This is a genomic window from Streptomyces sp. NPDC054842, assembly GCF_053611025.1.
Genome location: NZ_JBSGZN010000002.1, coordinates 153,358 through 176,747 on the forward strand (window position 1 = coordinate 153,358; position 23,390 = coordinate 176,747).

General features: G+C 70.0%; 23 protein-coding genes. 11 read left to right on the forward strand and 12 right to left on the reverse strand.

Features of this window, described 5'->3' with window-relative positions; translation table 11 throughout:
- The first annotated feature begins 137 nt into the window (after positions 1-137).
- Positions 138-689 (forward strand): EF-hand domain-containing protein, encoded by a 552-nt coding sequence (locus tag ACWGIS_RS02435; protein ID WP_453360562.1) that lies wholly within the window; start codon positions 138-140, stop codon positions 687-689.
- Positions 690-866: 177 nt separating this feature from the next.
- On the opposite strand, the gene ACWGIS_RS02440 is transcribed toward ACWGIS_RS02435, so the two are convergent.
- Positions 867-1,643, reverse strand: coding sequence for an alpha/beta fold hydrolase (locus tag ACWGIS_RS02440; protein ID WP_453360563.1), 777 nt, complete (start codon positions 1,641-1,643; stop codon positions 867-869).
- A gap of 54 nt (positions 1,644-1,697) precedes the next feature.
- Between ACWGIS_RS02440 and ACWGIS_RS02445 the strand changes: the two genes are divergently transcribed.
- Positions 1,698-2,111, forward strand: a complete 414-nt coding sequence (locus tag ACWGIS_RS02445; RefSeq protein WP_453360564.1) for a MarR family winged helix-turn-helix transcriptional regulator — start codon at positions 1,698-1,700, stop codon at positions 2,109-2,111.
- A gap of 245 nt (positions 2,112-2,356) precedes the next feature.
- Here ACWGIS_RS02445 and ACWGIS_RS02450 read toward each other — a convergent pair whose 3' ends face one another.
- Complete coding sequence (locus tag ACWGIS_RS02450) at positions 2,357-2,947, reverse strand: TetR/AcrR family transcriptional regulator (RefSeq protein WP_453360565.1); 591 nt, start codon at positions 2,945-2,947, stop codon at positions 2,357-2,359.
- Between the two features lie 97 nt (positions 2,948-3,044).
- Here ACWGIS_RS02450 and ACWGIS_RS02455 point away from each other — a divergent pair, with 97 nt between their 5' ends.
- Positions 3,045-3,470 (forward strand): nuclear transport factor 2 family protein, encoded by a 426-nt coding sequence (locus tag ACWGIS_RS02455; protein ID WP_453360566.1) that lies wholly within the window; start codon positions 3,045-3,047, stop codon positions 3,468-3,470.
- Positions 3,467-4,324 (forward strand): NmrA family NAD(P)-binding protein, encoded by an 858-nt coding sequence (locus ACWGIS_RS02460; RefSeq protein WP_453360567.1) that lies wholly within the window; start codon positions 3,467-3,469, stop codon positions 4,322-4,324. The genes ACWGIS_RS02455 and ACWGIS_RS02460 overlap by 4 nt, the downstream gene beginning before the upstream one ends.
- A gap of 83 nt (positions 4,325-4,407) precedes the next feature.
- Here ACWGIS_RS02460 and ACWGIS_RS02465 read toward each other — a convergent pair whose 3' ends face one another.
- The gene (locus tag ACWGIS_RS02465; protein ID WP_453360568.1) at positions 4,408-5,184 is read right to left on the reverse strand and encodes an alpha/beta fold hydrolase; all 777 of its coding nucleotides are present in this window, start codon (positions 5,182-5,184) and stop codon (positions 4,408-4,410) included.
- A 135-nt stretch (positions 5,185-5,319) separates the two neighbouring features.
- On the opposite strand from ACWGIS_RS02465, the gene ACWGIS_RS02470 reads away from it, so the two are divergent.
- Entirely contained in the window at positions 5,320-6,180 is an 861-nt protein-coding gene (locus tag ACWGIS_RS02470; RefSeq protein ID WP_453360569.1) for a helix-turn-helix domain-containing protein, read from the forward strand.
- 173 nt (positions 6,181-6,353) lie between these two features.
- Here the strand turns inward: ACWGIS_RS02470 and ACWGIS_RS02475 are convergent, their stop codons facing one another.
- Positions 6,354-6,596, reverse strand: a complete 243-nt coding sequence (locus ACWGIS_RS02475) for a WhiB family transcriptional regulator (RefSeq protein ID WP_453360570.1) — start codon at positions 6,594-6,596, stop codon at positions 6,354-6,356.
- 468 nt (positions 6,597-7,064) lie between these two features.
- On the opposite strand from ACWGIS_RS02475, the gene ACWGIS_RS02480 reads away from it, so the two are divergent.
- Entirely contained in the window at positions 7,065-9,572 is a 2,508-nt protein-coding gene (locus ACWGIS_RS02480) for an ATP-binding protein (protein WP_453360571.1), read from the forward strand.
- On the opposite strand, the gene ACWGIS_RS02485 is transcribed toward ACWGIS_RS02480, so the two are convergent.
- The gene (locus ACWGIS_RS02485) at positions 9,527-9,994 is read right to left on the reverse strand and encodes a response regulator (protein ID WP_453360572.1); all 468 of its coding nucleotides are present in this window, start codon (positions 9,992-9,994) and stop codon (positions 9,527-9,529) included. The two genes, ACWGIS_RS02480 and ACWGIS_RS02485, sit on opposite strands and share 46 nt — an antisense overlap.
- On the reverse strand, positions 9,994-11,787 hold the full coding sequence (locus tag ACWGIS_RS02490; protein WP_453360573.1) for a PP2C family protein-serine/threonine phosphatase: 1,794 nt from the start codon (positions 11,785-11,787) through the stop codon (positions 9,994-9,996). The genes ACWGIS_RS02485 and ACWGIS_RS02490 overlap by 1 nt, the downstream gene beginning before the upstream one ends.
- 316 nt (positions 11,788-12,103) lie before the next feature.
- On the opposite strand from ACWGIS_RS02490, the gene ACWGIS_RS02495 reads away from it, so the two are divergent.
- Positions 12,104-13,111: a hypothetical protein gene (locus tag ACWGIS_RS02495; RefSeq protein ID WP_453360574.1), complete on the forward strand. Its 1,008-nt coding sequence runs from the start codon at positions 12,104-12,106 to the stop codon at positions 13,109-13,111.
- Positions 13,112-13,327: 216 nt separating this feature from the next.
- Here the strand turns inward: ACWGIS_RS02495 and ACWGIS_RS02500 are convergent, their stop codons facing one another.
- The 3 genes from ACWGIS_RS02500 to ACWGIS_RS02510 all read right to left on the reverse strand — a co-directional run bounded on the left by ACWGIS_RS02500 (position 13,328) and on the right by ACWGIS_RS02510 (position 16,213).
- Entirely contained in the window at positions 13,328-13,816 is a 489-nt protein-coding gene (locus tag ACWGIS_RS02500; protein WP_453360575.1) for a hypothetical protein, read from the reverse strand.
- Positions 13,817-14,822: 1,006 nt separating this feature from the next.
- Entirely contained in the window at positions 14,823-15,446 is a 624-nt protein-coding gene (locus ACWGIS_RS02505; protein ID WP_453360576.1) for an NADPH-dependent F420 reductase, read from the reverse strand.
- Positions 15,447-15,478: 32 nt separating this feature from the next.
- Positions 15,479-16,213 (reverse strand): SDR family NAD(P)-dependent oxidoreductase, encoded by a 735-nt coding sequence (locus ACWGIS_RS02510; RefSeq protein ID WP_453360577.1) that lies wholly within the window; start codon positions 16,211-16,213, stop codon positions 15,479-15,481.
- A gap of 144 nt (positions 16,214-16,357) precedes the next feature.
- On the opposite strand from ACWGIS_RS02510, the gene ACWGIS_RS02515 reads away from it, so the two are divergent.
- Positions 16,358-16,969 (forward strand): TetR/AcrR family transcriptional regulator, encoded by a 612-nt coding sequence (locus ACWGIS_RS02515; protein ID WP_453360578.1) that lies wholly within the window; start codon positions 16,358-16,360, stop codon positions 16,967-16,969.
- Between the two features lie 90 nt (positions 16,970-17,059).
- Positions 17,060-18,073: an alkaline phosphatase family protein gene (locus ACWGIS_RS02520; protein ID WP_453360681.1), complete on the forward strand. Its 1,014-nt coding sequence runs from the start codon at positions 17,060-17,062 to the stop codon at positions 18,071-18,073.
- A 6-nt stretch (positions 18,074-18,079) separates the two neighbouring features.
- Here ACWGIS_RS02520 and ACWGIS_RS02525 read toward each other — a convergent pair whose 3' ends face one another.
- Positions 18,080-18,607 (reverse strand): DUF6584 family protein, encoded by a 528-nt coding sequence (locus ACWGIS_RS02525; RefSeq protein ID WP_453360579.1) that lies wholly within the window; start codon positions 18,605-18,607, stop codon positions 18,080-18,082.
- 311 nt (positions 18,608-18,918) lie between these two features.
- Here ACWGIS_RS02525 and ACWGIS_RS02530 point away from each other — a divergent pair, with 311 nt between their 5' ends.
- Together ACWGIS_RS02530 and ACWGIS_RS02535 are read left to right on the forward strand one after the other, a co-directional pair.
- The gene (locus ACWGIS_RS02530) at positions 18,919-19,503 is read left to right on the forward strand and encodes a hypothetical protein (protein ID WP_453360580.1); all 585 of its coding nucleotides are present in this window, start codon (positions 18,919-18,921) and stop codon (positions 19,501-19,503) included.
- A gap of 867 nt (positions 19,504-20,370) precedes the next feature.
- Positions 20,371-20,895, forward strand: a complete 525-nt coding sequence (locus ACWGIS_RS02535) for a hypothetical protein (protein WP_453360581.1) — start codon at positions 20,371-20,373, stop codon at positions 20,893-20,895.
- A 132-nt stretch (positions 20,896-21,027) separates the two neighbouring features.
- Here the strand turns inward: ACWGIS_RS02535 and ACWGIS_RS02540 are convergent, their stop codons facing one another.
- Together ACWGIS_RS02540 and sigJ are read right to left on the reverse strand one after the other, a co-directional pair.
- Entirely contained in the window at positions 21,028-22,062 is a 1,035-nt protein-coding gene (locus ACWGIS_RS02540) for a hypothetical protein (protein WP_453360582.1), read from the reverse strand.
- 328 nt (positions 22,063-22,390) lie between these two features.
- Positions 22,391-23,305 carry an RNA polymerase sigma factor SigJ gene (sigJ, locus tag ACWGIS_RS02545; protein WP_453360583.1) on the reverse strand — a complete coding sequence of 305 codons (915 nt, stop codon included), beginning with the start codon at positions 23,303-23,305 and terminating at the stop codon, positions 22,391-22,393.
- Positions 23,306-23,390: the final 85 nt, after the last annotated feature.

The following is a 23,390-nucleotide window of genomic DNA, read 5'->3' on the forward strand; positions in this document are numbered from 1 at the left end:
AAACGAAGGCTTCCCGCCTTCTTCCGGGCCGGATGCATGCGCCTCATCGCCACGCGTGTGGCAGGCCGCCCTGGCCGACGAGAGGCGTCTCAGGGCGAGTTTGCGTTTGCGTAATCAGATGAATACTGTGCGCAGTCGTGACTGCACTTCAAGACCTCAAGTACCGCCAGTGGTTCCGGGGCGCCGACGTCGACGGCGACGGATTCATCACCCAGCAGGACGTCCGAAGGATGAGCGAGCGCTACATCGTCGCTCGTGGCACCGCGCCGGACTCCGCGACCGCCCGACGTCTCACCGAGGGGATGGACGGGTTCTGGACGAACGTGATCGCCCCGATGGACCAGGACGGTGACGGAAAGGTCGATCTGCGGGAGATGAGTGAAGGGTTCAAGCGCGTCCTGATCGATCCCGCCCTGTACCCGGAGCAGATCGAGCCGGTGTCCAACTGCTTCTTCGACCTGGTCGATCTCAACGGAGACGACAAGATCGACCAGGCGGAGTTCCAGCAGATGTTCGACGCGGTCGCCGGCGTCCCCGGCGAGGACTGCGCCGCGGTCTTCGCCGCCTTGGACGGGGACGGCTCCGGAGCGCTGGACCGCGCCGAGTTCCACCAGGCACTCACGGAGTTCTTCTACGGCAACGAGCGGGACGCTCCCGCCAACCACCTCTTCGGCAGGATCGCCGGCTGACGACCCCCAAACAGGGCCCGACCACGCGCACGCCCACACCCCTGCTGGTGTGGGCGTGTGGCGTACGGAGCTCGAACCAGGTGGTCCGTGACGGCGCCTCTTCGATCGGCGGCCGACGGGGCGGACCTGGCGGGTATCGATGCGGAACGGCGGCAGTGGCTTCCCGTCGGGCGTGCGCTACGACTTCTCCAGGAACGGGGTGATGGCCGCCCAGGTCGCGTCGGGGGCTTCGAGGTGCGGGAGGTGGCCGGCCTTCGGGATCTCCGCGAACCGTGCGCCCGGTATCGCACGCGCGACGGCCCGCCCGTACGCAGGCGTGACGATTCGGTCGCTCTCACCCCACACCACGAGCGTGGGGACCGTCACCGCGCCGAGCCGATCGAGGAGCGTCGGGTCGCTCATGCTCGTGCCGGCGAGGGCGGCCATCGTGCGGCCGTTCCCCTGCTGGATGGCACGCTGCTCATCGGTGAAGCCTGCCGGGTCGACGTATCCGCGCTCCGGGTCGTGCCAGGCGGCTTCGGCGAGCCCGCGCGCGTCGAGGGCGAAGAAGTCCGCGACGGGCTCGCCTTCCACTGCCGCCCCGACGCCGTCGATGTCGACCACGGCCCCGATCAGTCCCGCGTACCGCTCGTCGCGGGCGGCCTGCACCGCCATCTCCAGGGCGATCCACCCGCCGATCGAGGACCCGACCAGCACGACGTCGTGCTCCTCGTGCTCCAGTAGGCGCGCGAGGTAGGCGGCTGCGAGCTGCGCGACCGTGGAGATGGAGTCGGGGCGCGCTGTGCCCTCCCAGCCGGGATGCGTCGGTGCGAGCGCGTGCAGGGTGGGCGCGAGGCGTTCCACGATGGGCGCGACGGTCCGGGGGCCGCCACCGCCGTGCAGGACGAGTGCCCTGCGGGCGTCGGGGGCGCCGGCCTGAAGGACAGGAAGGTCCGCGGGAAGTGAGGCGTTCATGGTGCTCCTCCTTGAATCAACATGTTTATATACCGATGTTGATACCGTAGCAGCATGACGACCGATCTTGAGGCTCTGGGGCTGGCGATCAAGCGTGCGCAGTACCGGAACCACCGGACGATGGACGCCGCGCTGAGCGAGATCGGAGTCAGCCTCGTCCAGTGGGACGCCCTGCGCGCCATCGACCGCATGCCGGGGGCGTCGGGGCACCAACTCGCCGTCGCGACATTCCAGAGCGACCAGGCATTCGGCACCCTCGCGAGCCGCCTCGTGGACCGCGGGCTCATCACTCGGTCCGCAGGCCGCGGGCGGCGCCTGGAGCACACCCTCACCAAGGCGGGGCAGGAAGCGCTCGCGGAAGGACGACGGTTGTCGATCGGCGTACTGCAGGACCTTTTCGCACCTCTCGACGAGGCGCAGCGTGCGGAACTGCTTCGAACGCTGCGGGAACTCACCGGGGACGCGTGACAAGACCGCCCGGTGTTCGACGGCCCCGGGATCGCGGACGCCTTGCCGACCGCGCATGGGGTGTATGCGCCAGGCGTCCTGGCGTCAACGTCAACCCCGTGCAACACCCGTGTGGGCTACGGCAGTTCACCACTGCTGCCCGGCGCTGAAGCATCGACGCAGCACCGGCTGGCTCATGGTCCCGCCCGCCCAAGCCCTCGTCGAGGAACCGCAGTTCAGAGTGGGTGTCGGACGGTCGGGTGGGTCTATTGTGGTCCGCGGGAATTCAGGACTCTGTCGGTGAAGGCGGCGAGGTCGGCCCGCATCTGTTCCCGCGTCATCCGCTGGTTGGTGACCAGGTGTTCGACGAGGTCGGCGCGCGTGGCGGCAAGCAGGGCGTGGGCGGTGAAGTTGCCGTCGGTGAGTCCGGGAATCCGCTCCAGAGTGGCCCGGAGTGTGGTGTGCCACGCCTCGTAGTGCTGTGCCTCGTAGGGGCTGCCGCTGCCCGTTTCCTCCAGCGCCAGCGCGAGGTGGCGGTTGTCGAGCTTGAAGCACAGTACGGCGTCGAGGAGTGCGGGCACGCGCTGGAGAGGCGGGGTGTCGGGCCCCAGGGGAGGCGCGCCCCCTTCGATGGCGCTCCTGACCGGCGCGAGTCTCATCTCGTACAGTGCGCGGATCAGGCCGGTGCGGTCGCTGAAGCCGCGGAAGAGCGTCGCCTTGCCCACGCCGGCCGCGGTCGCGATGTCGGCCATGGTGACCGCCCCCGGACTTTCGCAGCGGGCGAAAAGGGCGTCGGCCGCCGCCAGGACGGCTTCCCGATTGCGGACGGCGTCCGTGCGCGGCTTGCGGTCAGGCATGGTTCCCGACCCTCCTTTACAAAGCGGACCACGGGTCCGTATCGTCGAACTGTGAAGCGGACCCTGGGTCCGCATAGTAGAGGATGGGGGAACAACCATGAAGGCGAACACCGCGCCGGCGGACCTGTACCGCCACGGACTGCAGCTGTTGCTGGACAAGGACATCGCGGGCTGGGTCGACCTGTGGGACGAGAACGGGATCTTCGAGTTTCCCTTCGCCCCGCACGGCTGGCCCAAGCGGTTGGAAGGCAAGGCGGCCGTCGCCGCGTACATGCGCGACTACCCCGACCACATAGACCTCCACGACTTCCCGAACGTCGAGATCCACCAGACCCATGCCCCCGAGACCATCGTCGTCGAGATGCGCGGCGTGGGCCGCCTGGTGGCCACCGGCAGGCCCTTCGACATGACCTACATCGCCGTCGTCACCGTCGAGCGCGGCCTCATCACCCGGTACCGCGACTACTGGAACCCCCTCGCCGTCCAGGACCTCGCCCCTGGCCTCCCCGGGAGTGACCGATGACCGAATCGGAGAAGTACACCCTGGTCATCGGGGCCACCGGCACCACCGGCAGCCGTGTCGTGGCGCGGCTTGCCGCTGCGGGCGGACGCGTCAAGGCCGCCAGTCGGCACGCCACCCCGCTGGACGGGGCCCGACCCGTGCGCTTCGACTGGAACGACCCCACATCATTCGACGGCGCTCTCGAAGACGCCGACCGGGTCTACCTCGTTCCGCCGCCCGGCTCCCCGGACCCGGCCGCCGTGATGCTGCCGTTCCTTCGCCGGGCCCGCGCCGCCGGTGTCCGCCGCGCGGTGCTGCTCAGCTCGTCCGCGATCCCCAGGGGAGGTCCTGCGGTGGGACAGGTCCACGAAGCCCTGCCGGGCATGATTCCCGAGTGGGCGGTGCTGCGGCCCTCCTGGTTCATGCAGAACTTCACCGGCGGCCACCTGCACGCCCGCACCGTCCGAGCGGACGGGGTCATCCGCACGGCAGCGGGCGATGGCCGCGTCGGGTTCGTCGACGCCGATGACATCGCCGCTGTCGCCGTCCACGCGCTCACCGACACGCACTCTCCGGACAGCGAACTGATCGTCACCGGACCGCAAGCCCTGAGCTACGACGACATCGCGGCCGTCCTGACCGAGGTCACCGGCCGGACCGTCGTCCACCAACGGCTGACGCACGAGCAGATGGTCGACCGGCTGGCCGCCGACATGCCCGCGGAGTTCGCCGAGATGCTCGCCGTCCTGGACCGGGCCATCGCGGACGGCGCCGAGGACCGCACCACCGACACCGTCCAGCGCGTCACCGGCCGCCCGCCACGAGGCTTCCGCGCTTTCGCGGAACTGGAGGTGGGGCACCGTACCGAGGTGTGACGACGTCTACTCGTGCCCGGTGGCGCCGGCGGGCGGCGATGTGCCCTGCGGCAGGTCTCGTTGTCAGGCCGGTCGGGTGACGGTCAGCTTGCCGGTGCGAAGGCCGTGATGGCGTCGACGAGGTCGGCCGGCGCTTCCAGCGGGATCAAGTGACCGGTGTGCCGGATCACCGTGAGGGTGGCCTGCGAGAGGTGCGGCACCAGGTTGTCGCGGAGTACGTCGACGGGTTCGACACGGTCGTTCCCTCCGGCGACCACGAGGGCGGGTACGTCGATCAGGCGGGTGTCCTCGGTGATGTCCTCCGCGATGCCGCGCAGGGGCCACTCGGTCCGGGCCGCTTCGGCGCACGCGCGTGAATCGCTCGCGATCCGGGCCTTTACCGCTGGCGGCAGTTCGGTCGCGGTGAGGACCTGGTCCCGTGCTTCGGCGACGGACGCGTCGGAGTCGTAGGCGTGAGCAAGGGCTTCCCTGTACTCGGCGGTGATGTGTGCGGGAGGCTTCGCCGGACCGCTGCCCACGAGGACGATGCCGCGCAGGCCGGCAGGCCGGGTCGCCGCGATCAGCTGCGCGACCTTGCCCCCCATCGAGTGCCCGACCAGGACGTAGTCGGTGACGCCCGCGTCGGCGATCACAGCGAGCGTGTCGTCCGCGAGCCGGCGCAGCGTGTACGGGCCGGACATCCGTCGTGAGCGGCTCCACCCCCGGAAGTCGACCGTGAGCACGTCACGGCCCGGGAGCCGGTCGGCGACAAGGTCCCAGGTGCGGGCGGAGCCACCCCAGTAGTGCAGGAACACCAGCGTCGGCCCGGCGCCCGGACGATGGTCGTAAGCGGGCAATGGGGTCCGAAGCGTCGTGGTCACGTGGCTCTCCTGGTCGGTGCTCTCGTCGGTGCTCTCGTCGGTGCACTGGGCGTGCGGCCTGTGTGTTCATTGCATCTCCTGCACCATGGCGGGGGCATCGGCAAGGCAGGACATCCCATGGTGGAAAGTGGACACATGAGCGTGATCCGCCAGCTGACCTACCAGCCCGCCGGGCGCCGGGCCGCCGCGGTCGAGACGATGACCTTCGACCGACTTCGCGAGCTGAACGACGGCGCCACCCAGCGTGCCGACTTCCATGTCCTCGCCCTTGTCGACGCCGGGCACGGCTCCGTCACGGTGGACTTCCACCGGCACCCGCTCCAGGCCCGTTCCGCGGTGTGGGTTCCTCCCGGGGCGGTCCACCGGTGGGAGGACATCGCCGGCGTCGCGGGACACCTCGTCCTGTTCGTGCCGACCGCGCCGGTCACCCCAACCATCCGGGAACTCGTCGCGTCCCCGGACCCGGCCGCGAACTGGAGGATTCCTGAGGCCCACTGGCCGTTCATCGACGCCGCACGCGACCACCTGCTCCTTGAGACAGCAGCCTCGCCCGAGGACGTTCCGACGGAGCTGCCCGAGCTTCTGCTCTCGGCGCTCATCGCCCGTCTCCGGCCACCACATGCTCAAGCGCGGGCCGGGCATCCGGTGTTCCGGCTGTTCAGGACCAGCGTCGAAGAGCACTTCCGGGAACATTACGACGTCGGCTACTACGCCGGCGCTCTGGGATACGCGCCGCGCACCCTCTCACGAGCGGTGCAGCAGGCCACCGGCCGCACGGCGAAGGGGTACATCGTCGACCGGACCGTCCTGGAAGCCAAACGACTGCTCGCACACGACGGCCTCTCCGCGGCCCGCTGCGCCGACGCCCTCGGCTTCGCCGACGCGTCCAACTTCTCGGTGTTCTTCCGCAAGGCGACAGGCGTGCGCCCGGGCGCATGGCAGGCGACGGCGACCGCCGCCAGTGAGGGGACGCACTCAGGGAGGGCACTCGCGTAGTTGACCGAGGGCCGCCAGCGCCCCCGCCCGCATGGTGAAGGTACGCCGGCCGGCGGGGGAGCGGGGCGCCTGGAACGGCGGTCGTGCCGGTCGGGCGGCGGCGTCTCCAGGCTCGCCAGGTGCCGAGAGCAGCGGGATTCGCCAGGCGTGGGTGTAGGACGTGGTGGTGCTCCTCAAGGGCTGATCCCGCTCAGACGTCGGAGCCGGCGTCGGCGCTCGTCGGCCGTCATGGCCCCCCACACGCCGTCCCTTTCACGGTTGCGCAGAGCCCAGGAGCCGCACTCCGTCAGGACGGGACACTGGTGGCAGACCGCCCGTGCCTGTTCGATCTGCTGCTGGAAGAAGCCGTCCTCGCCGATCGGGAAGAAGAGTTCCGGATCCTCCGAGCGGCAAGCCGCCGCCTCACGCCAGTTCACGACGCGTCCCCCGTCCGGCCGGTGGTACGGCGGCCGTAGCGGGGCGGCGGGCTGCCGCCTCGGAGAGAAGGTGAGATCGAGACCATGAGAACCTCCGCCGATCACGTCGCCGCCCGCTTCGGGGCAGCGCTCCGTCTCGCGGCGCCCATGGCACCGCGTCACCCGGCAGAGGTAGAGAAAAATATAAGCACCTTCTTCCGGATAGGCCAGATATGTGGTCCCGGCCGGTCAGACCGGTCCAGGTGCGCCTCGCTCGGCGGCGGGCCGACGACGACCTGGGGTCCGCCGGCCGCAGCGACGGCCGCGTTGACCGTCCACCCCACGCAGTCACCCGCGGCGGCTGAACCCGGACGGCGTCGTTCGCTCGGCCGGGCAGCGCTGCCGTGCCGGTGCGTCCGTCACCGGGCACACCGCTCCGGGTGCGAGGATGCGGCACAGGCAAGGCACTGACTGGTGAAGGAGTCGCAGGTGGAATCCCACTGGCTGTCGCAGCGCGTGCGGGAGGCCGAGGCGGCCGTGCCGGGTGGCTTCGACCTCTCGGAGTGCGTCCGTGAGCCGATCCACCTCCTCGGCGGTGTCCAGTCCTATGGCACGCTCCTTGCCGTCGCGGCCGGCTCGGGGATCGTCGACACGGCGGCCGAGAACAGCGGCGCGCTGCTCGGCATTGCGGCCGAGGACCTGGTCGGGTCCGACGTCCTGGAGGTGCTGGACGCGGACGACTGGTCGGAGGTGCTCGACGCCACCACCGGCGAGGACGGCACAGCTGCCGCACTTCCCGTCGTGGCCGGGGCCGGGCCGCAGCGGCGGTCGTTCGACGTGACCGCCCACCGTCGCGACGGCCTGGTCATCATGGAGTTCGAGCCCCGGGACGAAGCAACGGCGTTCCACTTCTCCGGGTTCTACCAGGGCATCCGCCGCGCGTTGGCGCGCTTGCGGTCGGCCGGCTCGGTCGAGGACTGCTGCCGGGTCGCCGTCCAGCAGGTACGCGAGCTGACGGGATACGACCGGGTCGTCGCCTACCGCTTCGACGGCGCCGACGGGCCGGGCGAGGTGGTCGCCGAGGACGTGACGGACGGCTGGGAGCCGTGGCTGGGCCTGTGGTTCCCGGCCACGGACATCCCTCCGCAGGCCCGCCGACTGTACGAGGAGAACTGGATCCGGGTCATCGCGGACGTCGATGACCCGACGGTCCGCCTGTACCCGCGGACCAGGGCGGTGAGCGGCGCTCCGCTGGACCTCTCGGGCTCGGCCCTGCGCACGGTGTCGGAGTTCCACCTCGAATACCTGCGCAACATCGGAGTGCGGTCGTCCATGTCCGTGTCCGTGCTGCGGGAAGGCCGGCTGTGGGGGCTCATCGCCTGTCACGGGGGCGACCCCGTGCGGCTGGCCCCCGAGGTGCGGTCGGCGTGCGAGCTGTTCGGCGCCGCGTTCTCGCTGCAGTTGGCGGCCATCGAGGAGCGCGACCGCGCTGACGCGCTGACCCGCTCGGGCGGACGCGCGGCGGCAGTGGCGGAACTGCTCGGCGCCGACCTGGAGACCTCGCTCGTGCGACATGCCGAACAGGTGCGGGCCCTGATGGCGGCGGACGCGGTCCTGCTGATGCGGGGCGGCCGCCTCACCGCCGCCGGACCGCCCGTGCGCCGGGACGTGGCGGACGAACTCGGGCGGCGGGCCGCGGAGTTGCTGCCGGGAGAGGTGTGGGACACGGACCGGCTGCCGGAGGCGTTGGCCGACGGGACGGCGCCGGAGGCAACCGACGCACCCGGGGCGACGGGAGAGCCGGGCACGGCTCCCGGGTCATACGCGCACGTGACGAACGCGGACGCGACCGATGGACCGGGCACGGCCGATGGACCGGGCACGGCGAAGGAACTGGACTCGACGGAGAAGCTGGACTCGGCGGAGGAACCAGACTCGTCGGGGAAGGCGGGCGGCCCGGGCTGGTCGGGGGGCGTCCCCGCTGGGGCGTTGCTGATTCCCCTGCGTCCCGGGGACTTCCTGGCGTGGCTGCGTGACGAGCGCCCGCTGCCGCGGAAGTGGGCGGCCGACCCGGCCGTGCCCGTCCGCCTGGGGCCGCGCGGAGAGCGGCTGACGCCGAGGGGTTCGAGTGAGGTGTTCCGGTCCGTCACGCGCGGTCGGAGCCGTCCATGGACGCCCCAGGACCGGGCGGCGGCAGGCGAGTTGTGGCGCATGCTGACCGGGCTGGTTCTGCACCACGCGGACGTCCTCGGAGAACTCAACGAGGAACTGAGGATGACCAACACCGACCTCGACTCGTTCGCCCACGCCGCCGCGCACGACCTCAAGGAGCCCCTGCGCGGCATCTCGAACGCGGCGACCTTCACCCTGGAGGACGCGGGCGCCGACCTGGACGACAGGAGCGTGGCCCGTCTGCGGACCATGGAGCGCCTGGCCGGCCGCATGGACGAGCTGCTCAACTCGCTCCTGCACTACGCCCGGTTGGGCCGGGCGGGCCTGCGCCGCCGCGACCTGGCACTCGACGACGCCGTCGACGGGGCACTGGAGGTCGCGGGCCCGCGCCTGGCGGAAGAACGGGTGACGGTACTTCGGCCGCCCTCGCTGCCCCACGTCAACGCCGACCCGGACCGGCTCGACGAGATCCTGGTCAACCTGCTGGTCAATGCCGCCAAGTACGCCGCGGACCGGCCCGATCGGACGGTCGCCATCGAGGTGGAGAGCGTGGACGGCCCGAACGGCGCGGGGACCGAACAGGCCGTCGTGGTCCGTGACAACGGCCTCGGTATTCCGGCGGACCGGCAGGCCGAGGTCTTCGAGCTGTTCAGGAGGCTGCACGGCCCCGGCGACCACGGCGGAGGGTCCGGGGTGGGGCTGGCGGTCGTGAAGCGCATCGTGGAGCGGCACGGCGGGCGCCTGTGGCTCCGGAGCGAGCCGGGTGTGGGATCCGCCTTCTACTTCACGCTCGGTGCCCCGGAGCCGCCGTCCGAACCCGCGTGAGTCGTCGTCTGCTGCCAGTAGTCCACGGCGCCCTTCAACACGGTGCGGAACAAATGGAAGTTGACGGGTTTGTAGATGTAGCTGTCCGCGCCCGCCGCATAGCAGGCGTCGACCTCCGCGGGCGCGGTGGAGGAGGTGAACACGACGACGGTCACCGCCGAGAATTCGGGATGGGAGCGGATGGCGGCGAGCAGCGCGTGCCCGCCCGTGCCGGGCATGTTGAGGTCGAGCAGGATCAGGCCGGGCAGTTCGTCCGCCTCCTTGAGCCCGGCGACGACGTGCTCGCCGCGGTTCGCGAACTCCAGACGCAGCTCGGGATGGGTCTGAGTCAGGGCGCGCTGGATGGCCTCCGCGTCCTCCTCGGAGTCCTCCACCACCAGTACGCGGCCGTGGTCGATGGCTCTTCCGTGGTCGTGCTGCATCACGCTCGTCCTTTCAGCCTGGCCACGAGGACGGCTGTGTCGTCGTCGCCCGCTCGACGGAAGTCCGCCGACATGGCCACCAGCCGTCCGGCCGGGTCGGTCGCGGCGCCGCTCTCGCGCAGCGCGTCCACGAGGTGGTCCTCGAAGTAGCTGCCGTCGGCCCCCTTGGCCTCGGTGAGACCGTCGGTGAACATCACCAGGGCATCGCTCTCGGACAGATGCACGCGCGTGGACTGGTAGTCGGCATCCTCGAGGACGCCGAGGAAGACCCCGGAGCACTCGACCTCACGGACGCGCCCGTCGGCGCCGCGCACCAGGGGGCGCGGATGCCCGGCGCTGGCCACCTCGGCCGTCCAGCCGCCCGGCGCGGGCGTCAGGACGGCGACCACGGCGGTCACGAAACGCGTGGTCTGCTCGGTGAGGAGGGCCCGGTTCAGTCGGGCGAGCGCCTGCGCGGGAGGCGTACGGTCCTCCAGAAGGGTGCGCAGGGTGTGCCGGGCGAGGCCGGTGAGCGCGGCGGCCTCGGCGCCCCGCCCGCAGACATCGCCGATCAGAAGGGCGAGCTGGTCCCCGGCCACCACGGCGTCGTAGAAGTCCCCTCCCACGTCGAGGGAGGAGTCGGCGACGGCGTACGCGGCGCTCAGCTCCACGCCGTCCACGTCCGGCAGGGCGCGGGGGAGGAGGTGTCGCTGCAGGACCTCCACGTGCCGGCGGCGCTGCTCGTACAGCACGCTGGTGTCGATCGCCAGGGCGGCGCGTCCGGCGAGATCGTCCAGGAGCCTCCGGCTGCCGATCTCGGCGTCGTCGCGGTGGTACAGGAAGGTGAGGGTCCCCAGGGAGCGGCCCCGCGCCCGCAGCGGACTGACGCTCAGCGCCCGCACGGGAGCGCCCTCGGCCGGGGCGCCGGTACCGAAGGGGCCGCCCAGCAGGTCGCCGCCGCGCAGGACCGCACTCGCGCCGCCCTCGGCGCCCGCGCGCAGGATCTTCGTGAACCAGGAGTCCGCGCGGGACACGTCGGCCAGCCAGTCCTGGGCCGAGGCGGCCACGTGAGCCGAAGCTACCGGGTTGAGCTCGCCGCCCGGGGTGAAGAGGTGCACCACGCATCCCTCCGCCACGGCCGGAACCGCGAGCCGGGCCACCCGCCGCAGGGTCTCCTCGACATCGAGACTGGCGTCCATCTGAAGCGATGCCTCGGCGAGGAAGGCGTCCTCGACCTGAAGCCGGTCGTGTATGCGGTACTCCACGATCCGCTTGTTGCTGGCGATCAGGACGTCCGCGACCTGGAGCAGCCGTCCTTCGAGGACGCTGTCCGCGGCCGGCGGGGAGGCGAGACCCACCCACAGCGACGCCCAGTCGGATCCGCCGAACGGGATGACGCATTCGAGGGCGTGCGCGGCGCCCGCCGAGGACAGAAGCCGGCTCTCCGGGCCGCGGGCCGCGGGATCGGCCGAAAGGGGAACGTGGCGCAGGACCACCGGGCTTTCGGGGACCGCGTCGGCTCGACTGGCAGAGCAAAGGTGCTCGTTTCGTGCCGCGAGCTCGGCACGCCTCAACGTGACCGTCGGTCCGGCTACGTCCCTGGAGTAGCGCATGTACTGGACGTCCCGGCCGTCCCAGCGGCTGCCCACGCTCACCAGCACGTCGGGGTGGGAGAGCAGAGCCGGGTACACGCCGTCCGCGAGGGCGGTGACGTCCTGGATCTGCGCGGCCGCACGCCACAGGGTGTGCAGCCGCGCGGACCAGTCGTCGCCGGCCGACGGCCGGGACGATGCGCGTGCGTCGTCCTCGGACACGGATTCCCCTTTGCTCGCACCTTTCGGATGCCTCCTTCCCCGCATTCTCCCCTGTGCGCAGGTTCGGCGGCCCGGCGGCATGCGGCATCCAGGGGGAGAGGCGGGTCGGCGGGGTAGTGACGGCGCTGGGCCGCGTCTCATCCCGGCTGCGCGTAGGGCTGGGCCCCGGCGCGCGTCTCGACCTCCCCGGCCATCACTGCGGAAGCCACCATGCCGAAAGCTTCGTGCCCGAGCCGGCAGGAACGTGAGGATCAGCAGCGATGTCAGTGCCGGATGCTTCGATGGGTTGCGGTACCTGTGGGGGGAGAGGGAGACCATGACGCGTACGACGCCGCCGCGGCACCTGGATCCGGCCGTGGTGTTCCCGGAGCTGGCCGCGATGTCCAGGAGGGTCACTCGGCTGCACCCGCGGGCGGGGGCACCCGCGGTCACGGACAGCTCGGTGGGCGGCCCGCTGCTGTGGCCGAAGGACGAGCCGTGGCCGACCTGCACCAAGCCGCACGAGGTGTACGAGGTGGTCGCACTGGAGGCGGCGCGCGAGGCCCATCACCTGATGGTCGCGCGGGCGTCACGGCCGCAGGGTGAGCCGTGGACGCCCGAGGAACAGGCGGTCTTCGATCGGAACAGTCCGAAGGAGGCCGACAGCCCTCACACGGATCCGGTGCCGCTGCTGCCCGTGGCTCAGCTGTATGCGCGGGACGTTCCCGGCCTGCCCTTGCCCGACGGCTCGGACCTGCTGCAGGTCCTGTGGTGCCCGTTCATGGACCACGACGACGACATCCCGGCCGTCCAGGTGCACTGGCGCAGTGCCGACCAGGTCGTCGCGGTCCTCTCACCGCCGCCGGAACCGACGGTGATCGAGAGGGAGGAGTACTGGCCCGTCCCCTGTGTCCTGCATCCCGAGGAGGTGAGCGAGTATCCGGCGGCCGGCCAGCTGCCGGCCGCCGTGGCCGGGAGCGTGCGCGCGTGGGAGGAGGAGACCGGCCGCCACTACGTCCATCACGCGGTGGCTCCGGGCTGGAAGACCGGGGGATGGGGTGTCGTCAGCTCGGACGTGGACGCGACCTCACATCCGTCGTGTGGCACCTGCGGTGCGGAGACCGAGCCCCTCTTGACCGTCGGCCTCGCTGAATGGAACGGGGGCGACGAGGGCGGCTGGCGCCCGGTCGAGGACGCCGAGGCGGACACCACTGACCGGCGACTCTACCCACCGCTGGGCGACCCGACCACGATCGACCTGGGCGACGAGCTGTTGCAGATCTACCATTGCCCGAGTTCCTACGAGCACCCGCCCGTGGTCGAGCGGGTGTACCGGACGCTGTGACTCGTCGGTGAGAGGGCCAGGGGGCGGTGCGCCAGGGGGGCGGTGCCAGGTCCAATCTCGCGTGTAGGTATCTGGATGGCATGGGGTCTGGCCTGGGGTCATCTCAAGAGGACTGGACGCTGCGCAGGGACGTCCGACAGCTGCTCCTGGTGACGTGCGCTCGCGCGACTCGGTCCGCTGCCTGCCGACTTCGTACAGGGTCCTCTGGGTTGCCGATCAGTCGAGGCGGTCGCTCAGGCCCAGTACCGTCGGGTCGTCGCTGGGGAAGTTCCTGGGCATGCCCGGTACGTCGATGGTGCGCCCGTACACGCCGGCCAGGAACTCGACGGCCCCCACCGGGAACTCGATCCAGTCGGCGTTGTCTGTGCGGACGACCACCGGCCAGGCGTCCGGATCCGCAGAACTCGTCCGCCAGTAGAAGGTGTCCCCCGAATTGGAGGACGCCCAGGAGATCAGGCCCCCCGGCTGCGGGTAGGGGACGTAGCCCTCGGTGTCGCCCATCTCATACAGATCCTGAAGGATCTCGTCGTTCCTGGACTCGGACGCCCATGGCGCCTCGGCGCCAGGCGTCGGAAGGGACACCATGAGGAAATCGTCGATGACAAGGGTCGGGTACGCCTCCGCCAGAGAGCGGAAATCCGAGGGCAGCGCCGTGCCGAGACCCGCCTCGAGGGCTGCCCAGTCGACGCTGCGTTCGCCTGGCACGCGCCACCCTGTCATCGCAGGCAGCGCGGCCTCCAGCTCTTCCACCCTCACCATGTCGACTGCCAATCCCGGGAGTTCTCCACCACGACGGTCCCGAACAATACGGCGTCCTTGATGCGGGCGGACACAGCCACCTAACTGGTCACAGACTCAAAGGAGCACGAGGTCGTCCAGGCAAGCGACGCGAGCAAGGCGTCCTCACCGTCCCAGACCGGGGCCCACTCTTGGTACAGCTGGGAATCGCCGTTGATCCCTTTGTGCCCGAACTGGTCACGTAGGCGCGGCGGTTGTCGCCGTCGCCGCATGTGTGACGGCTGTGGCGAAGCCCCGCTCAGTGGGGACCGCGCCGTGGTGGACGGAGCAAGGTCCACATGGCGAGTGTCTGGACGGAATGTCTGAGTGGTGCGACGAGTCGCTGGACAGTGGAGAGGCGCAGTGTGCACAGCCACACGTAGGTGCTCAAGGAGACACAGAGGCATCCCAGGGCCTGCAAGCAAAACGCCCGTGTCGCTGGACCTCGACCCGCGCACAGGTAGAACGCCCCTGTGACTACCGTGGCTGTTCCGAGTGCGACCAGGACAGCCTTGGCCACCTGGCCACGGGCTGCCCAGAGGGAGGCGAGAAAGCCGGCGGGAATCTGGATGGCGACGTGGAAAAGCAGGACCGAGAACATCGTCTCGAAGGTCTGGGCATAGGTTTCCGTGGACGCCGCTGGAGTCCAGCAGAAGCCGACGAACAGCAGAACGCCACTCACGTGCATCGCTGCGATGTTCAGCGGGACATGCCACGTGTCAACCCAGTGGCGCTCGTTGTCGCTCGTCCGCACGACGCCCTCCCCCCTGGGGGCTGAGCCCCCGTTCCTGGCGAGCAGTGTAGGTGCGGGGAGGCACACGCGTGCGCGGGCGACGGCTGCAAGGCGTGGGGGCTGTCCGCGCGGAGGAGGCTCCGATCCACCCGTCCCCAGCCGTCCTCCGTCCTGCCGGGGGAGTGCGTCTTCAGGATGCCGTCACACGGAGAGTTCGGTGATGCCGAGGGAGAAGTCGAGGATCCCCACCCCGTGGTTGGCGAGGCCCACCGTGACCACGCCCGCGCCTTCCAGCCAGTGCGCCATCTTCAGGCCGCCGACATCCAGCGGGCGCAGCCCGAGGGTTTTGATGAACGCCTCCACACTCGCCTTGCCCTGCGCGTTGTCCCCGGCGATGAAGACGTCGGGCCGGCCCTTCTCCAGCACATTGCGGAAGACGGTGTTGAACGCCTTCACCACGTTCGCGCTCGCCGGGGCGGCCTTGGCGACTTCCTGCGCGATCGAGGTCTCCTCGCGGTGGGCCAGCCCGTCGAACGTGGAGTTGAAGGGATTGCTGATGTCGACGATGACCTTGCCCGCGAGGGCGTCTCCGTACTGGGCGACGACCGGCACGACGCCGTCGTGCAGCAGGGCCACGAGGACGATGTCCCCGGCCGGGGCGGTGCCCCATTCTCCCGTCGTGGCGCCGCCGCCGAGAGCCTCGGCGAGATCGGCGGCCTTGGACTGATCGCGGCCCATGACCTCGACGGTGTTGCCGCCCGCTATCGCTCGCGTGGCGATGGTGCGGGCCATGTTGCCGGTGCCGATGATGCTGATGCTGCTCATGAGATGTCCTGCCCTCGTTGTGGTTGTTCGGTTCAGATGGCGGTGGTGCCGCCGTCGGCGACGAGTTCCATGCCGTTGACGTAGCTGGAGTCGTCGGAGGCGAGGAAGAGGGCGGCGGCGGCGATCTCGTCGGGGCGGCCCATCTGGCCGCGGGGGATGAGGGACTCGAACTGCCGCTTGGTGGCCTCGTCGAAGAGTTCCGCCTGCTTGGCGGTGGCGACCTGGCCGGGGGTCAGGACGTTGACGCGGATGCGGCGGTCCTTGAGCTCGTTGAGCCAGACGCGGGCCCAGGCCTGCTGGACTGCCTTGCTGCCGGCGTAGACGCTCCAGCCGGGGAAGGCGCCGAGGGAGGCGTTGGAGCCGGTCATGAGGATGGAGCCGCCGTCGTTGAAGAGGGGGAGGGCCTTCTGGACGGTGAACAGGGTGCCGCGGGCGTTGAGGTTGAACGCTGCGTCGAAGTGGGCCTCGGTGATCTCGCCGAGCGGGGCGGGTTCGCCTCCTCCGGCGCTGGCCCACAGTACGTCGAGGCTTCCCTTCTCCCGCCTGACGGTGTCGTACAGGCGGTCCAGGTCGTCGAGGTTGGCGGCGTCGCCCTGGACGCCGGTGACGTTGCGGCCGATCTGCTTCACGGCCTCGTCCAGTGCGTCCTGGCGGCGGCCGGTGATGAAGACGTGCGCTCCCTCGTCGACGAACAGCTTCGCACCGGCCAGCGCCATGCCGGTGGTGCCGCCGGTGATGACCGCGACCTTGCCGTCGAGCTTTCCCATAGTCATTCCCTCGGGTCGGTGGTGACGTGTGCACCTGGAGCGACGGTGTTATGTACACCGCCCTGTGTGCTTACCGTACGGGGCGGGCGGCTGGTCCGCAAACTATGTACACCGGTCGTTACCTATCTGCGGTAGAATGAGGCCATGACGGAGTTGGAGAAGGGCCCCACGGGCCGCCGCCGCGGCCGGGGCGCCCGCGAGCGCATCATCAGCGCGTCCCAGCAGCTGTTCCGCGAGCAGGGCATCAACGGCACCGGTATGGACCAGCTTTGCGCCGCGGCCCAGGTCTCCAAGCGCACGGCCTACCAGCACTTCGCCGGCAAGGACGAACTCGTCGCCGAGTACCTGCGCAGGTTCGACCCCTCCGTTCTGTCCAACGTGTTCGACCGCACCGATCTCGCGCCTCGGGAACGGCTCCTCGCCGCCTTCGACGTTCCCGCCACCACCCCCCTGTGCCCCTACATCGGCGCCGCCGTCGAACTCCACGACCCCCAGCACCCCGCATCCCAGTACGCACGCGACTACAAGAAGGCCGTCGCCGCGCGGCTCGCCGACACCGCCCGCGAAGCCGGCGCCACCGACCCTGAAGGGCTCGGCGAGCAACTCGCGCTGCTCATCGACGGCGCCGCGGCCCGCACGCGAGTCCTCAACGCAGACGCCTTCCCGACCGCCGCCGCCGTCGCCGCCGTGCTCATCGACAACGCCATCCCCGCCGAAGTCGGCGATGACCGGCGACCGGAGGAAGTGTCGAGCTGACGTGGCACTCCGCGGCTTGGCCGTCGCCGAGGCCCGGTCGCCCGCCCGGACGCCGCTTACGGCGCCGCCAGCACCCAGTACCTCGACGCCATCCACACCGCCGACGCCCAGGTCGGCCAGATGGTCGCCGCGGTCAAGGCTCGCTCGACCTACCCCCTCGAGGACTGGCTGATCATGGTCACGGCCGACCACGGCCACACCGACGCCGGCGGCCACGGCGGCTCCACCCTCCCCGAACGCTCCACCTTCCTCATCGCCACCGGCCCCACGATCACTCCTGGTTCCGTCCGCTACGACGTCAAGATGCCGGACGTCGCCGCCTCCGCCCTCGCCCACTTCGGCATCGCCCTGGACCCGGCCTGGAACCTGGACGGCCGCCCCGTCCAGCAGCCGTCGCCCGACGACTTCGACACCCTGCGCACGAAGCTCACCACCCGCACCGACGAAACCGGCATCCCGGCCGCCGTCCTCGGCTACACCCACACCCCGCCCACCGGCTGGACGGTCGACAACTCCGCGATGGGCACCGGCGGCGTCACCGAGTGGCGCGGCTGGACCTTCACCACCGACGAGTTCTGGACCCAGGCCCAGCGCGACCAGTCCCGCGAGTCCAACGTCCGCGCCCGGGGCGTCTTCGCGGTCGCGGTCGCCGACGGCGACGAGTGGCAGGACAAGACCTTCACCGGCACCTTCGACTCCACCCTCGTCAGCCCCGCCTGGACGGTCACCGGGGGCAAGGCCGTCACCCTCACCTACACCACCTACTACCGCCACGAGGCCCCGCAGAAGGGCGAGGTCCTGGTCTCCTACGACGACGGGACACCCGTCTCCGTCAAGACCTACAACGCTGACGTCCCCTCCCGCGTCGAGACGCTCTCCTCCAGATCCCGGCCGCCGCCCGCACCGCCCGCATCCACTTCCGCTACACCGGCGGCAACAACTGGTACTGGGTCATCGACCAGGTCCGTCTCACCCAGTCCTGAAAGGGGGACTGCGAACCGTTCGGTGCAACTCCCGATCAGGGGCAAGGCCTTGCGGACCTCTCGTTCGTGGTCCGCTGGCTCATTCACCGTGGTTGCGGTCCGTTACCACAATCCCCGGTGAAGTAGGTCAGTTGAAGAGGGCGACGACTCCGATCACCCAGATCGCGAGGAACGCGAGAGCCGCCAGCAGACAGCCGATGCCCGCCAGCACACCGCCAACCGTCCATGGCTGGGAAGGGGCTTCGTACTTCTCCCGCAGTCCGTCCCGGTAGGAGTCGGGGTCGTCCCAAGCGACGGGGCGGCCCACTTCCTCGGCGCAGGTGGCGCGCACGGTGACCAACTGCCCCTGCGCGAAGGAGGTGGCAGCCATCGTCTCGGGCCCGGGCCAGGCGAGGGCCCTCATCCGCCAGGCGGCAGCTCCGTACCGGGCCTCGAAGGCGGCGGTCTCGTCGGCGTCGCGGTCCTCTTCCAGGAACATCCAGCGTCCCGCCTCGGCGGAGTCGCCGTAGAGGCGGTACACCTGTGCCAGACGCCGACGGAGCGTCAGGTCGTACGGGAAGGACGAGACGAGACCGCGCAGGCGCTGGCGCGCGACCGGAACGCGGCCGGTGGCCAGGTCCGCATCGACTCGGGCAAGGGTCTCTGTCAGAGGCATGGACGCATGATCAGGTACCGCACTGATCCACGTCGATCGAGTTTGTCGCTCAGCACGCACTCGCTCAACTACTCCGGTCAGCCGGGGCATTTCGTCGCGAGACAGGTGCGTACTTCCCGCGCCCGATCGAAATGGCCAGCTGCGCACCCGTACCGGCTGGGACTGCCGCGGCCTGCCCTGACCGAACTCATGAAGAATGGCAGAGCGGCTGCCGGCGTCGGCAAACGGGTAGAGGTTGCCTACAACTTCACCCGCCCCGTGCGAGTCCAACTGCACGTATCGCAGGTAACACGACGCTTGGAGAACGCAGGATGCAGGCAGGGAAGCGGGTAGCAGTCACCGGTGCGCTCGCGGCGACACTGCTGGTGGCGGCGCCCGCAGCAGTCGCCGGCGACCGGGACACGTCGCTCAGCGTGACCCGGGAGAAGGGGCACGCCGTCGCGTGCCAGGCCGAAGAGGACGGTATGCAGGTGTCGTTGGAGCTCTACGAGAACTCCGCCTTCGGCACCCACATCGGCCTGTCCGTCGAAGCCGACGGGCAGGAGTACGGGGGAGGCGGGCCGGTCGAAGACGGTCTGTTCGACCAGGGGGTCATATCTGGCCAGGTGGCATACAACCGGCTCGAAGAGGCCGCAGGGGAGGAGCAGATCGCCCGCATCCAGGGCTCGTACGAGCTGTCCGGCCCGCGCGTGCGGGTCCGCGATGTGTACCAGGAACCCTGGGGCAAGGTGGTGAGCAAGGGGTGGCGGACCCCATTGGCTGCCGAAGTCAGCGTCAACGTGCTGGGGCGTCAGGTGCAGCTCACATGCGGTGAGGCGTTCGCCTTCGACCTGCGGGTGAAGCGTATCGGTTCGGCGGCGGGCGTCGATGAGCCGGCAGGACAGGAAAGACGGTGAGCGGGTGCCCGCGTCTCTTGCGGGCCCCGCACTCCCGCACCTGCGGTGGGAACACCGTGGCACGGCGCCGGGCCGGTGAGCTGAACGACCACGCCGTCGGCCGGTCCCGATTTCACCGGGGTACCGGCACGGCGGGACCGCCGCTTGCTGGCTATGGCACCCGCTGCTTCCAGATTTTGGCGGTCAGCCCGTATTCATGGGCACGGCGTGGACAACCGATGTCGGTAGTCGCCAACGACCAGGCAGAATGCGGTGTGACCTGTGATGTCTGTGGCCATGTGATGCGGCGAATGCCGGTGGGTGAAACGTCGAAGTGGGACGCGGTGGTGAAGGAACGCTGGTTCTGCCCCTGGTGCTATGCGTGGACCGAGTTCGGATACGACTGGCGCGAGGTCTCGCGGCCGCAGTACGGCTACAGACCGTGGGAACGGGCGGAATCACCGCAACTTCCGGAGGGGATCGCCCACGTGTACGACGTGGCGTATGCGTACTCCGCCGACGGAATCGGTGCAACCATGTGCGGGCTGACCCATGAGGGCCTCACCGCCTCAGCGTACCTGTGGATGCCTCAGTGGCCGAGTGCTTGCGAGGCGTGCCGAGAGGCCGTTGCGCTCATCGACGAGCGCTGGCCTCTGCACATGCGGAACGGCAACCGAGTCTCTCCCGCCCCGCCTGAGAGTTCCGACTTGCCCCCCTTCTGAGCGCTCTCCCAGCCACCCGTCATGACGTGGAAAGTGTCCTGACCACATACACACGCCCCACCCACCAGTTGGGGTGCACCAGCCCCGGCGTACCGAGGAGCGGCACACTTGCAGGCCGGGCCACGTGCAGCGGGCACGAGGTCGAAGAGTGTCACGAGGTACGTCGGTGGATCTCAGCTCGGTGATCATCTCTGTCGCAGGCGTCGCAGGAACCCTGGGAGGAGCGCTACTCACTCAGCGCGGCTCCGAACGAGCGAAGCGCCTGGAGATAGAACTCGTTCGAGACCATGAGGAAGTCCGCGAGGCCCGTTCGCTTCGACGCACCTGCTATGTGGAACTCAACCGGGATGCACGGCAGTTCACCACCGCACTCAACCGCCACCTGCACGTCATGAGGGAACGCGGCGTGGCGGAGCACGACAGCGAGGCACTTGAGGAAGCGAAGAACGCGCACCGCGATCGGTACTCCGAGGCACAGATGATCGCCCCCGAAGAGGTGCTCAGCCGGGCGAGTGTCGTCAACCAAGCCCTGAACAAGGTCTACGGCCAGGTCAAGCGCCTCGAACGCGGTGCCCCCGAACCAGGCGAAACGATGGAGACCGCGGCCCAAGCCCAGCATGCGGTCTGGGAGATGCTCCGAACCATGCGAACCGCTATGCGCCACGACCTCGGTGTGTCGCAGGGAGATTGAGTCTGGCACACGTGGCTCTCAGCTTCAGTAGTCGCGGCGGTGGCGGCGGGCCCTCATGGTCCACGACAGTGAGCGCTCGACGCCGCAGCGGCGGGGTAGTGGCCCCCCCCCCGGCGCTCGGCCCATCGGTGGTCAGGTGTCGCGGAATCTGCGCAGTCGGGGACTGCGGATGGCGGGCAGCCCCATCAGAGTGTCCATGAAGGCGCGGCGGTGAGGCGTGAGCGGGTACGAGGGGTATTGGGGCGAGGGGTAGTCGTCCCGCAGGACGCCCCTCGGGAGCACTCCGGTCGCAGGCAGCGGTGACGTCTCGCCCGGGTGGGCGAGGTACGCCCAGACCCCGCTGTCCAGCGGAACCACAATCCTGTCGTCGCCGGGTGGCCGCCACGGTTCACCTGTCAGGGGGTGGCGAGGAACGAGGAGCACATCAGGGCGGGGCGCGGGCGTGCGGATCCCCGGGCCGGCCAGCCCAACGGACCGGGCCCTGGGCCCGGCTGGGAGGCACCGGCCAATAGCCTGGCCGAGCAGATCGGCCACGGGCCCGGTGGGGAGAGTCACCGGGCGGTCCTCGGTCGCCGCCACGAGGTGGGCCAGCGCTACCCCTACCGCCGCCTCCCAGCGGCGGCTCCACGACCCGTCGGCCTCGACGGGCGGGACGCGGTGCTCGGTGCGCTCAAGGTCGTCCCAGTCGGGAGACGGACGGGCCGGGAGCCCTGAAGGGCGGCGCACGACCGCATCGGGCTCCAGCCACACCGCCTGCCACATCCCGCAGTCGTCCATGCGGGTCGCCACGGCGCGCCCGCACCCTTCGCACGCCAGGTTGGGACCGGCCCGACCGTCCACGCCCCGGCAGTAGCCCTCGCACTTCTCGGGGATCAGAACCATGGAGCGGGAGTCGCCCGGGGCGATGACTATCCTGTTCCGCGCGCCGAAGGAGACGCTGTACACCGGGGCGTATACGCCTTGACGGGCGGCCGCGTCCTCACCGACCTCCTCCCACAACCTCCAGGGATGTCCACTCGGCCGGGGGTCCACGGCGTACGTGGCAGGCTCCATCAGCGGGGGATGAAGTTCTTCCCAGGCCCCGTAATGGGTGTGGACGGGAAGAGCGAGTCGGGAGACCGGTGCCGTCAGCTCCGCGCCACACCCGGCACACACGAATACATCCAAGCAAGCTCTCCTTCAGCCCGGTTTCCCGGCGGATTGTGCCCCGCTGGTAGCGGGGGAGCCACTGGATTTAGCAGCGGCTCCCACCGCGCCTGGTGCTTCGCCCAGGCAGCAAACGCATCACCGCCGGTTGCAGCCTGCGCCCTCTGCGTATGCCTTCCCGTCCTCACCGCCGCACTTGTGAACATGAACCTGATGAGGCGCCAGAACCCCAGATTGCAAGACGCCCGTGCGCAGCAACGCCTTCTACTCCCGTTCGCTGCCGAGGTGCGGTCAATCTGCACTGAGCCATGCGGCCTGTTGCGCGTACGCGGATTGCGAAGAGGCATGGCTAACCGTCGCGGGTCCAAGGCCGCAGTTTCTCCGGGTTGCGGGTCGCCCAGATTCGGGTGACGCGCCGGTCCGTGATGTCGAACGCGGCAACGGTCATCACGATGCCGGACTGTTGGGCGACCAGGCCCGGCACGCCGTTGACGGTGCGCTGCAGCAGTTGGAGTCCGGGGGCTCTGTCGGCGATGGCGATCATGTACTCGGCGATACGCGCGCCGCCCTCGACCGGGCGCAGGACGGTGCCGACCATGCCGCCGCCGTCGGCGGTCATCACGGCGGCCGGGTCGAGAAGACCGACCAGGGCCGCGATGTCCTTGTTCTCCCATGCTTCTTTGACGTGTCTGACGACGTCGGCCCGGCCGGTGGCCGGCACCGGTGCGCCCGCGGGGTGCACTCGCCGTCGGGCGGATGCCGCCAGCTGTTTGCAGGCTGCGGGGGTTCGGCCGAGGATGTCGCCGATCTCGGCAAACGGGTAGCGGAAGACGTCGTGGAGGACGAACGCGACCCGTTCGGCGGGCGTCATCGTTTCCAGGACGACGAGGAAGGCCATGGCCACCGTCTCGTCCAGGACGATCTGGTCGGCGGGGTCCTCGGGGCCGGTGGGAGCGCTGCTCGTGGGGGTCCATTCGGTGCGGTCGGGCAGCGGTTCGGGCAGCCACGCGCCGACGTAGCGCTCGCGGCGGGAGCGTGCCGAGCCGAGCAGGTCGAGGCAGATGCGGCCGGTCACCGTCGTCAGCCAGGCGCCGGGGGAGCGGATCTCCTGCTGTCGGCTCGGGGGCAGCGTGTACCAGCGGGTGTAGGCGTCCTGTACGGCGTCCTCGGCCTCGGTCAACGAGCCGAGCAGCCGGTAGGCCACATTGATCAGTTGGCGTCGTTCGCCGGCTATGGCGTCCGTGCCGTGCCCGACAGTCTCCATGGTGCGGCCCCCGCCTTACCTTTCGCAGCCCTGTGTCGTCGGGCTGGTGAGACCTTAATCGATCTGCTGCCCGAGGGCGGGAACG